General features: G+C 66.0%; 7 protein-coding genes. All 7 read right to left on the bottom strand.

What is annotated here, in order from left to right:
- The coding region (locus RWX45_RS01125) for a hypothetical protein (protein WP_316021954.1) at positions 1-195 on the bottom strand (195 nt) is incomplete at its 3' end.
- 154 nt (positions 196-349) lie between these two features.
- Positions 350-1372 carry an AAA family ATPase gene (locus RWX45_RS01120; protein WP_316021953.1) on the bottom strand — a complete coding sequence of 341 codons (1023 nt, stop codon included), beginning with the start codon at positions 1370-1372 and terminating at the stop codon, positions 350-352.
- Between the two features lie 93 nt (positions 1373-1465).
- Complete coding sequence (locus tag RWX45_RS01115) at positions 1466-2080, bottom strand: hypothetical protein (protein WP_316021952.1); 615 nt, start codon at positions 2078-2080, stop codon at positions 1466-1468.
- Between the two features lie 2 nt (positions 2081-2082).
- Positions 2083-4194, bottom strand: a complete 2112-nt coding sequence (locus RWX45_RS01110) for a DUF6571 family protein (protein ID WP_316021951.1) — start codon at positions 4192-4194, stop codon at positions 2083-2085.
- 58 nt (positions 4195-4252) lie between these two features.
- Positions 4253-4522 carry a hypothetical protein gene (locus RWX45_RS01105; protein WP_316021950.1) on the bottom strand — a complete coding sequence of 90 codons (270 nt, stop codon included), beginning with the start codon at positions 4520-4522 and terminating at the stop codon, positions 4253-4255.
- A 216-nt stretch (positions 4523-4738) separates the two neighbouring features.
- Positions 4739-7450: a pyruvate, phosphate dikinase gene (ppdK, locus tag RWX45_RS01100; RefSeq protein WP_316021949.1), complete on the bottom strand. Its 2712-nt coding sequence runs from the start codon at positions 7448-7450 to the stop codon at positions 4739-4741.
- Between the two features lie 431 nt (positions 7451-7881).
- On the bottom strand, positions 7882-10401 hold the full coding sequence (locus tag RWX45_RS01095; protein ID WP_316021948.1) for an ATP-dependent Clp protease ATP-binding subunit: 2520 nt from the start codon (positions 10399-10401) through the stop codon (positions 7882-7884).
- Positions 10402-11421 lie beyond the last annotated feature (1020 nt).

The following is an 11421-nucleotide window of genomic DNA, read 5'->3' as shown; positions in this document are numbered from 1 at the left end:
CAGCACGCCGGCCTGGCCCGGGCCGGCGTGCAGCACGCCGGGCCGGGCCAGGCCGGCGAGCGGGCGGGCGATCAGCGCCCCGACCCAGGCCGTGGCCAGGCTCGCCGTCGCTAGCGCCAGCAGGAGGAGACCCAGGTTCCGGGCCAGCCCGAGGCCGAGGTAGGTGCCCACCGCGGTCAGGATGGTGGCGAGCACGAGCACCTGGCATCCGGCACTTGTCGGCGCCGCCCACGGCAGGCGGCGCGGGCGAGGCAGCCGGCCAGAGTACGCGGACGCAGTGGCCCAGCCGCCCGCCACTCCCGGGGGTATCACCGGCGCGGGCATGGCTTCGCGGGCTGTCCCCATGCGCTCAATTCCCCCGGGGAACGGGCGTGCGGGCGAGGATGCGGGACAGGGCGGCCGAGGCGGCGTTCAGGGCGGCGGAGGCCGAGGGGTGTCGGCCCGCCGGGACCAGGCGGTGGGCGAGCACGTCGTCGGCGGCACGTGCGACGTCGTCGGGGGAGACGAATCCGCGTCCGGCCATGGCGGCGCGGGCGCGGGCGACGGCGGCCAGATGCAGGCCGGCGCGGGGGCTGGCACCCAGGGTGATGGCCTCGTCGTGGCGGGTGGCCGCCACCAGGGCGACGATGTAGCGGGCGACCGCCGCGTCCAGGTGCAATCCGGCCACCGTCTTGCGCGCGGCGCGGGCGGAGTCCTCGGAGGCGATGGGGGCGATGTCTCTCAACGGGTCGGTTCCGCCGCGCGCCAACAGCATGGTCTCCTCGGCGGCGGCGTCGGGGTAGCCGATGGCCAGGCGCGTCATGAAGCGGTCGCGCTGGGCCTCGGGCAGGGGGAAGGTGCCCTCCATGTCGAGGGGGTTCTGGGTGGCGACCACCATGAACGGGTCGGGCAGCTGCAGCGTGCGCCCCTCCACGCTCACCTGCCCCTCCCCCATCGCCTCCAACAGCGCCGACTGGGTGCGCGGGGTGGCGCGGTTGATCTCGTCGGCGATGACGATGCCGGCGAACACCGGGCCCGGGTGGAAGCGGAACTCGCGGGCGGCCTGGTCGTAGACGCTCACCCCGGTGACGTCGGCGGGCAGCAGGTCGGCGGTGAACTGGATGCGAGAGGCGGGCAGGTCCAGGCAACGGGCTAGCGTCAGGGCGAGGGTGGTTTTGGCGACGCCGGGGACGTCCTCGATGAGCAGGTGTCCGCCGGCGAGGAAGGTCGCCAGCAGGGTGTCGATCGCCTCGGCTTTGCCGACGACGACGCTGGCCATCCGCTCACGCAGCGCCTCGGTGAGCTCGCACAGCGCCGCCGGTGTCACCGCACCCGGTGCGCGGGTTCCCGCAGCCTGGGAATCGGCGGACCGAAAAGTGCTGGCTGCTGTCATACCACGATTCTGTCAGAGCGCCGACCGTATCGGCAGGCACTGCCAGTCCCCGGAACCGGGCTCAGCGCCGACTGATGACCGGTGACGGACACGCTACTGGTCGGCCGAGGACGGCTCTGCGGTCGCCGTCGCCGTTGGCGTCGCGGATGGATCGTTCCGGTTGGGACCCGGATCCTCCGTGCGCGCCGCGACTCCGTCCAGCACCTGCGGGGCGTACTTGATCACCAACTCCTCCAACTCAGCAGCCGTCGACTCATCTACACCATCAGTACCCACCGTGTACATCGCGAATGCCGCACGACCTTCAAACCAATAGGCATAGGCATCCGGATATGAATCATCAACAAGCGAGAACACGCGAGCATCCGTTCCTGGAACTTCGCGCCCCTCACCACCCGTAATAGCCTCCAGCGTAGTCACCGCATTATTACCGCCACGCCCGAACCGCACCCAGGAATCATCGGTGCCGTAGGCCACCAGCGTTCCCCGCTCCCCCGTGATATCGCACTTCAAAACAGCGGACGCATGATCTTCAACTTCGGTAACTCTTCCAACAATAGGAATCACGTCTTCCTCGGCAATGATCCCACAATACGGGCCGGCCACCGAATCATCTGCGCACCCGCCGACACAGGCCACGGCCGAAAAAACCACACCCACCAGCAGCGGGCGCACCAAGACCCGCGCAGCACCCGAAATAGACACCACGCTCACCTCTTCCCCAGATTAAGACCGTCATCGAACCCATCTCCACTGTCCCGGGCACCACTCGAGACCCCCGCGAGATCGCTGTCATCTTGAATCCAGCCGTTAAACTCCGCCATATTGTCAGGATCCGAGAACAAAGCCTCGGCATCAATGCGCTGACCCACACTATCGCCCGGACTCATCCAACGGTCGTAACCAACATAGGGATTCCCATCCTTATTCTCATAAGCGCCCTCAGGAAGAAGATCGCGTTGCTCCAGCTTGATGTACGCCTCAGCCAGGAGCCGCTGTTTGACTTCATCCTGCATGTCGATCGCCTCATCTTGGGCCTGTTGCGAGTAATCCGGGAGCGCATCACCCGCAGCATCAAGCGCATAGGACTCCGCAATACCCATGGCCTTCCCAATCAGGGGGGACTGGGGCCCCGGGATGAGACTCAGTCCCTTGCCGAAAGCATCGAGGATCATCTGGTTGGTACCGTCCTGCTGCGCCGCCGCATCCCCTCTTCCCTTCTCTGCAGCTCCCTGGATATACCCGAGCAGTCGACCGTCGGAATAACGCGTTTGGGACACCTGGTTAAAGGCGTCCGCATAACTCGCATCCTCGCCCAGAGCATCCAAGGAACTGTCAAGACGCAGGGATGTGTATCTGCCTGCGGCGTCCGAGACAGTCTCCAGTGCGACGTCATCCTTGAGTGTTTCCTGAAGCAGTGAACGTATCGCCTCTTCGTTCCTCTCCTCCCAGCCTGCAGGCATGTATGCGTTGAACTCGGACGACTCACCACTTCGCACGGCACCGTTGGCGGCCTCGTCGACCTCCTGCATGGAGTTGGCCAGCACCACGGCCGCGTTCTGCCGTGAGACATCCGTCCACAAGCCACTCTTACGCCCGGCCATATCCACCACCGCCTGCTCCGTCAGCCACGCCGCACGCTCATCGGTAGTTCCCGGTGTCTTCTGCCGATACTCCGAGGCACCGGCGAAGGCCGCGGTGAACGCCTCAAAGCTCGTCGAATCCCAATCGCGTCCTTTGAGCCACTCCAGCGTGCCGTCATCTACCTCAACGGTCTCCTCCGTAGCCCGGGCATCAACCGGTGGCGCCATGAAGTCCAGAGCGGCCGCAGGCTGCCGCCCCATCGCAGTGAGGATCCCGGCCATAGGATCCCAGTCACCCACCGTTCCCTCCGAAGACGTGGTTTTCATGCGCTGTATCTGCCATATCGGAAGGCCGTCGCGGGACTGCTCATGCTCCTGCATGGCATACCCCAGATCCAGCAGGAAGTTCTTGTCGAACTCTCCTCCTGCCTGCACTGCCTCGCCGTCGACCTCAACCGTATTCGCCGCCGTCCGGCCGGCGCCCTCCAGCAGCAGATTGAAGCCAAGCGGCATGTAGTAGGGCTGGCTTTCATCAGTCACTAGTTCTGCCAAACCCTCCGCATACTCGCTGCGATGCTGCGGCGTCCAAGCAGAAGAACTCGTCGCCGTACCGAAGCAAATGGACAGCGTCGCCTGCGCCGACAGCCATGCATCATTCGCCTGCTGCCAGCGAATCACGTAATCGGTATCCGGGTCATCCGGGTCATAGGCCGGAACAGTCTCGGCCAAAGACTGCCGCTGCTGATCAATCCTGTAGGCCAGATCCGCCATGGCCTCCGGACCCATGGCATCAGCGAACGCAGCAGCATAGACCTCATCATCCCGACGATCCGCCACCGACCCATTCATAAGCTCCAGCAACTCATCACCCGTGGCGTTCTTGGCCTTGTCCGCGTCGATCTCGGCCTGCACCACCGAACTGAAGTCCTGCGCCGAACTGATGGTCACGGTATCCGGCAGGTCATAGGTGATGACACCGTCCGCGTTCATGCCGGCGATTCCCGACTCGTTGAGCCGGACAATCTCGTCCTTGCAGGACTCGATTTCATCCGCTCTGAGGTTGACGTTGTCTATCGCGGTCGATGCGTCTCCGCTGAAGTTGCTCTCGGGAAGATCAACGCCTTGGGCGGTGAATTCCCTGTCGATTGCCGTTCTTGCGCTCTCGGCATCATCCGCCACGTTGCGGATATGCTCGATAGCGGTCTCAAGCTTCTCCACATCGAGGTACACCTTCGTCATGTCTGTGCGTCCTTCGGCTCTTCGCTCATCGTCGGGGTGATCGCTGGTGTGCTTAGCGTTAGTCCGCGTCCTCACTGCTCTCGGCCGTGGCGATCGCCGATTCCAGGTCCTCGCTCAGACCTGCAAAGACGGCAATTAATGCGTCAATCTCTGTTTTTGTATTCGCCGACTCATCATCCGCAAGCGGCCCGACCCAAGTGTCGGAAGCGTTGACCCACGCGTACAGACCCTCCGTGATCGTACAGGCATAAGGATCGACCAGGCCTGCCGATCGATTTCTCTCGTCGACGAAGTCCTTCAGCTCGGTGAGCGTTTCTTTGTCCGCCATGTGACCATCTCCTCAGGGTGTCTGGTCCGCGCGCTTACACAGGTATTGCGACAGTATCACCCCACGGCAACGATTCGCCACACGTACTGGTGGGTAGAACTCCCCGCGGCACCTCGTCACCGCGCAAAACAACGAATGCGGCGCCGGGCCGGGCTCGTCACCCGGTCCGACGCCGCACCCACGTATACGCGGATTCTCCTCCCGCAGGGGCCCCGGTTATGCCCCCTGCTCCGGGGACAGCACCGCGGCCCGGCCGGCCTCCAGGCGCGCCACCGGCACGCGGAAGGGCGAGCAGGACACGTAGTCCAGGCCGACGCGGTGGAAGAAGGCGATGGAGTCGGGGTCGCCGCCGTGCTCGCCGCACACGCCCATCTTCATGCCCGGCTTGGTCGACCGGCCACCCTCGACCCCCAGGCGCACCATGCCGCCGACGCCGTCGACGTCGATGGATTCGAACGGGGAAGTGCCGAAGATACCGCCGTCGATGTAGCGCCCCACGAAGGAGGCCTCGACGTCGTCGCGTGAGAACCCCCAGGTGGTCTGGGTCAGGTCGTTGGTGCCGAAGGAGAAGAAGTCGGCCTCCTCGGCCACGTGCGCCGCGGTGACAGCGGCGCGGGGCAACTCGATCATGCAGCCGATCGGGAAGTTGAGCTCGTAGCCGGACTCGGCGGAGACCTCGGCCAGGACGGCCTCAACGCGCTCACGGGCCAGCTGCAGCTCCCGCACCGAGCCAATGAGCGGGATCATGATCTCCGGGTGCGGATCGCCGCCGGCCCGCAGGCGCTCCACGGCCGCCTCGGCGATGGCCCGCACCTGCAGTTCGATGAGCCCGGGCAGGGTGAGCAGCAGGCGCACGCCGCGCAGGCCGAGCATGGGGTTGGCCTCGTGGTTGCGGCGCACCACCGCCAGCAGCTGCTCGTCGGCCGGGTCCAGGGTGCCGCGCTCACGGTCGAGTGCGACCTTGACGCTCAGTTCGGTCAGGTCGGGCAGGAACTCGTGCAGCGGCGGGTCGATGAGGCGCACCGTCATCGGCTTACCGTTCATCGTCTCGAACATCTTGACGAAGTCGCCCTTCTGCAGCGGCAGCAGGGCGGCGAGCGCACTCTCGCGCTCGGCGTCGGTCTCGGCCAAAATAAGGTTCTGCACGTACTGCTTGCGCTCACCGAGGAACATGTGCTCGGTACGGCACAGACCCACGCCCTGGGCGCCGCGGTGCATGGCGTGACGGGCGTCGTCGGGGGTGTCGGCGTTGGCGCGCACCTGCAAGCGGCGCACCTCGTCGGCCCGGCGCATGATGCGGTCCACGCTGGTGATCAGCTCCCGGGTGTCGTCGTCACCCGCGGTGTTCAGGGCCTCCTCGAGGCCGCGGCGCAGGTAGGTCATGACCGGAGAGTCAACGACGGCGACCTCACCGAGGAAGACCTCCCCGGTGGTGCCGTCGATGGCAATGACGTCGTCACCGGTGAATACCTGGTCCCGTCCGGCCACGCGCAGCGTGCGGGAGGCGGCGTCGACAGTGAGTGCCTCGGCCCCGCACACGCAGGTCTTGCCCATGCCGCGGGCGACAACGGCGGCGTGGGAAGTCTTGCCGCCGCGAGCGGTGAGCACGCCGGCAGCGGCGACCATGCCGGGCAGGTCGTCGGGGTTGGTTTCACGGCGCACGAGGATGACGGACTCGCCGGCCTCCGCGCGGGCGATGGCCTCGGCGTTGTCGAAGGCGATGTGACCGACGGCGGCACCCGGGGAGGCTGGCATAGCGCGGGTGAGCAGGTCGCGGCCGGCGTCGTCGCCGAACTGCGGGAACATGAGTTGGTTGAGCTGGTCGCCGGTCACGCGGGTGAGCGCCTCGTCCATGGTGATGAGCTTTTCGTCCACTAGCTGCGTAGCCACGCGGAAGGCGGCCGCCGCGGTGCGCTTGCCGACGCGGGTCTGCAGCAGCCACAGCTTTCCGCGCTCGATCGTGAACTCGATGTCGCACAGGTCGCGGTAGTGGGTCTCCAGCTTGCGCATGGCCGCGCGCAGTTCGTCGTAGCTGGTCTTGTCCAAGCGCTCGAGGTCGGCCAGGGACAGGGTGTTGCGAATGCCGGCAACCACATCCTCGCCCTGAGCGTTGACCAGGTAGTCGCCGTAGACCCCGGAGCGGCCGGTGGAGGGGTCGCGGGTGAAGCAGACTCCGGTGCCGGAGGTCTCCCCCATGTTGCCGAACACCATGGTGCACACGTTGACGGCGGTGCCCAGGTCGTGCGGGATCTTCTCCCGGCGACGGTAGATGTGGGCGCGCTCGGTGTTCCAGGAGCGGAAGACGGCCTCGGTGGCCATGTCCAGCTGGACGCGCGGTTCCTGGGGGAACTCGATGCCGGCGTGGGTGCGGACGATCTCCTTGTACTCCTCGACCAGCTCGGTCAGGGCCGCCACGTCCAGCTCGTAGTCGAGGCTGACGCCACGGGAGGCCTTCTTGGCGTCCAGGGCGGCGGAGAAGTGGTCGCCGTCGACGTCCAGGACGGTCTTGCCGAACATCTGGATGAGGCGGCGGTAGGAGTCCCAGGCAAACCGCTCGTCCCCGGAGACCGCGGCCAGCCCCTTCACGGAGGCGTCGTTGAGGCCGATGTTGAGAACGGTCTCCATCATGCCGGGCATGGAGAACTTGGCTCCGGAGCGGACGGAGACGAGCAACGGGTCCTTAGCGTCGCCGAGCTGGCGTCCGAGTTCCTCCTCCACCTGCCGCAGGGCGGTGGTGACCTGGACGGCGAGTTCTTCAGGGACGACGCCGTCGTGCAGGTAGGCACGGCAAGCGTCGGTGGTGATGGTGAAGCCGGGCGGGACCGGCAGGCCGAGGCGGGTCATCTCGGCGAGGTTGGCCCCTTTACCGCCCAGGAGGTCCTTCTGATCCTTGTCTCCCTCGCTGAAGCGGTACACGTACTTGGGCATCGTCGCCTCTTTCTGATTCTGGTGAGCTGTGCGCCCTGCGCTTGGACATCGCACACTCTAATGTGACTTCAGTCCCACCGCCACTTTCTAGCGCCGTGTCGCGTCCACCCATTCATTAGTCCTGACATTTCCTGACGCAGCGGGCGGGCACCGGAACTCATCGGCAGAATCTCAGCGCTTTCAAGCATCGGCTGTACCGTCAGCCCATTATCGTCGAGGGCTTTGATAACCGTCGATTCCGCAGCGTCCGCGTCACCAATCGGCGCGCTCATGTCGTCGCCCGCGGACTTCCATGGTCTTTTCAGCAATACGGAAACCGCATATCGCCACCTACACCATTTGAATTATTAAAAAGTGGTGGGGCCACCCATGTCTGGGCGACCCCACCACACTGCGGTGCAATCAGTGCGCTATCAATTGCACGAAGCGCCTCACTGGGCAGGCTCGGCCGCAGCCGAGGCGATCTCCTCAGCCTCACGCACGGCGTCCTCCTCTTCCTGGCGCGGGACGCCGCGGAAGGTGAACTCCCCGAGGATGCCCTCACCCTCGGCGTCGACCAGGACCTTCTGGCCCCGTTCGATCTCGCCGAAGAGAATCTTCTCGCTTAGGGCGTCCTCGACGTCGCGCTGGATGGCGCGGCGCAGCGGGCGGGCGCCGAGCACCGGGTCGAAGCCGCGTTCGGCGAGCAGCTCCTTGGCGGCGTCGGTCAGCTCGATGCTCATCTCCTGATCGGCCAGGCGCTCGGCAAGGCGTTTGATCATGAGGTCGACGATCTGGCGCACCTCGGCCTTGGTCAGCTGCGGGAAGACGATGAGGTCGTCCACGCGGTTGAGGAACTCGGGGCGGAACTGCTGCTTGAGCTCCCGGTTGACGTGGGCCTTCATCTCCTCATAGTCCATGGTGCCGCCCTCGGTGGACTGGAAGCCCGTGGCGACGGACTTGCCGATGTCCTTGGAGCCGAGGTTGGTGGTCATGATGATGACGGTGTTCTTGAAGTCGACCACACGCCCCTGGGCGTCGGTGAGGTGGCCGTCCTCCAGAATCTGCAACAGCGAGTTGAAGATGTCCGGGTGGGCCTTCTCCACCTCGTCGAAGAGGACCACGCTGAAGGGCCGGCGGCGAACCTTCTCGGTGAGCTGGCCGCCCTCGTCGTAGCCGACGTAGCCGGGAGGCGCGCCGAACAGGCGCGAGACCGTGTGCTTCTCGGCGAATTCAGACATGTCCAGCTGGATGAGGGCGTCCTCGTCGTCGAAGAGGAACTCCGCGAGCGCCTTGGCCAGCTCGGTCTTGCCCACGCCGGTGGGGCCGGCGAAGATGAACGAACCACCCGGACGCTTGGGGTCCTTCAGGCCCGCGCGGGTGCGCCGGATCGACTTCGACAGCGCCTCGATGGCCTTATCCTGCCCGATGATGCGCTTGTGCAGCTCGTTCTCCATGCCGAGCAGCTTGGCGGACTCGGTCTCGGTCAGCTTGACCACGGGGATGCCGGTGGACATGGCCAGCACCTCGGCGACCAGGTTCTCATCCACCTCGGCCACCTGGTCGAGGTCACCGGACTTCCAGGCCTTCTCCTTCTCCGCGCGCTCCTCGCCCAGACGGCGCTCGTCGTCGCGCAGGGATGCGGCCCGCTCGAAGTCCTGATCGTCGATGGCCGATTCCTTCTCCCGCTTGACGACGGCGATCCGGTCGTCAATCTCGCGCAGCTCCGGCGGGGCCGTCATGCGGCGAATGCGCAGGCGCGCGCCCGCTTCGTCGATGAGGTCGATGGCCTTGTCCGGCAGGAAGCGGTCGTTGATGTAGCGGTCGGCCAGCTTGGCGGCCGCCTCAATGGCGTCGTCGGTGATGACCACGCGGTGGAAGGCCTCGTAACGGTCGCGCAGGCCACCGAGGATGTCGATGGTCTCCTCGATGGAGGGCTGCTCGACGGTGACCGGCTGGAAGCGGCGCTCCAGGGCGGCGTCCTTCTCGATCTTGCGGTACTCCTCCAGGGTGGTGGCACCGATGGTCTGCAGCTCGCCGCGGGCCAGCATCGGCTTGAGGATGCTGGCGGCGTCGACCGCGCCCTCCGCAGCGCCCGCGCCGACGAGGGTGTGAATCTCGTCGATGAACAGGATGATGTCGCCGCGGGTGCGGACCTCCTTGAGGACCTTCTTGAGGCGTTCCTCGAAGTCACCGCGGTAGCGCGAGCCCGCCACCAGCGAGCCCATGTCCAGGGAGTACAGCTGCTTGTCCCGCAGGGTCTCGGGCACGTCCCCGTGAACAATGGCCTGGCTCAGGCCCTCGACGACGGCGGTCTTGCCGACACCGGGCTCACCGATGAGGACGGGGTTGTTCTTGGTGCGCCGGGAGAGGATCTGCATGACGCGCTCCATCTCCTTGTGGCGGCCGATGACCGGGTCCAGCTTGCCCTCGCGCGCAGCGGCGGTGAGGTTGCGGCCGAACTGGTCGAGGATGGCCGAGCCGGACGGCGTGCCCTCCTTATTGGAGCCGCCTGCGGTGACGGTCTCCTTGCCCTCGTAACCGGAGAGCATCTGCATGACGGTCTGGCGGACGGTGGACAGGTCGGCGCCGAGTTTGGTCAGCACCTGAGCGGCCACGCCCTCTCCCTCGCGCAGGAGGCCGAGCAGGATGTGCTCGGTGCCGATGTAGTTGTGGCCCAGCTGCAGCGCCTCGCGCAGGGACAGCTCGAGTACCTTCTTGGCACGCGGCGTGAAGGGGATGTGGCCGCTGGGGGCCGACTGCCCCTCGCCGATGATCTCGACGACCTGGGCACGCACGGCATCCAGGGAAATGTCCATCGACTCCAGCGCCTTGGCGGCAACCCCCTCACCTTCGTGGATGAGGCCCAGAAGGAGGTGTTCGGTGCCGATGTAGTTGTGGTTGAGCGCGCGGGCCTCGTCCTGGGCCAGGACGACGACGCGGCGGGCGCGGTCGGTAAAGCGTTCGAACATCGCTGATTGCTCCTCGGCACGTGCGGTTGGTGGTGGCGTTACCCGGGCCCGGACGTGGGCCGGAAGAGGGAACGCGGGGCACGCGCTGATAAGGCTAACGGCGCAGAGGCAGCGGTGATGCCCCTGTTCGCAGTGGGCGTGAGCAGGATTGAGTCGACCCGACTCAGGAATAAAGGGAGGCTCCGGTGTCTATGGAAGGCTCAGACGGAGCGACGCCGCTCAAGCCTCGGTTCGGCGACACCCCGGCGTAGCCACCCCGCGCACATCGGCACAAGCCCTGCCCCCTCATTCACCGAAACCGGCACTAATAACATGCCGAAACCGGCACTTGTAACGCACCGAAACCGGCACTAATGACGTGCCCAGACCGGTCGATACGACGGGGCGAATACTGCCGTGACCTAGCACCCGCGGCGCCCCGGAGACGTCGGCCGAGCACAAGGCCGGCAAGAAGCTCACTACCCCAGCGCCCGCGGGGTTTGGGGCACCGACTGCGTTTGTCGGCGCCTGCTGAGCGTTCTCAAAGCGGTGCGACACTCGTCCGCGGGGACTGCGGTAAGCGCACTGCCCAGGCTCGCTCCGGCAGGTGGCGCTCGAATACGACCCTTTCATCCTCGGCCCTCTGCTTTACGCGGGGTCTCAGGCACAAAGGGGCGTACTTGACCAAGGCAGATCAGGAGTCTGGCGTCAAGGTATCGTGTTCGATCCCGATGACGGGAGTCCGGGCCGTTGGCGGCTAGGACGTCGGGGCCGCATTCGCCCGCGTCCTGGCCGGGCAGCCACACACGGCACGGCCCGAACCCGGCCTCACCTAACCCCTCGGCGCCAGCACGCACCGGCCACCACACCGACAGACCTGGCACGTCATTAGTGCCGGTCTCGGCACGTCATTAGTGCCGGTTTCGGTGCGTTACAAGTGCCGGTCTCGGTGAAGGGGGTGTGTGGGGGTGCCCCTATGTGGTGTGTCAAGCGGCGGCGGGTAGTTGCTGGGCTGGTGGGTCGTAGAGGGCGCCGTCTCGG

Source organism: Actinomyces sp. MRS3W (genome assembly GCF_032465695.1).
GTDB lineage: Bacteria > Actinomycetota > Actinomycetes > Actinomycetales > Actinomycetaceae > Actinomyces.
Note: the sequence above shows the minus strand (reverse complement) of the source record. Positions and strands in the feature narration are given on the sequence as shown.

Bases quoted from the DNA above. Each gene is read 5' to 3' on its own strand.
- RWX45_RS01120 (WP_316021953.1), bottom strand. From the start codon at position 1,372: ATGACAGCAGCCAGCACTTTTCGGTCCGCCGATTCCCAGGCTGCGGGA.
- RWX45_RS01110 (WP_316021951.1), bottom strand. From the start codon at position 4,194: ATGACGAAGGTGTACCTCGATGTGGAGAAGCTTGAGACCGCTATCGAG.
- RWX45_RS01105 (WP_316021950.1), bottom strand. From the start codon at position 4,522: ATGGCGGACAAAGAAACGCTCACCGAGCTGAAGGACTTCGTCGACGAG.
- ppdK (WP_316021949.1), bottom strand. From the start codon at position 7,450: ATGCCCAAGTACGTGTACCGCTTCAGCGAGGGAGACAAGGATCAGAAG.
- RWX45_RS01095 (WP_316021948.1), bottom strand. From the start codon at position 10,401: ATGTTCGAACGCTTTACCGACCGCGCCCGCCGCGTCGTCGTCCTGGCC.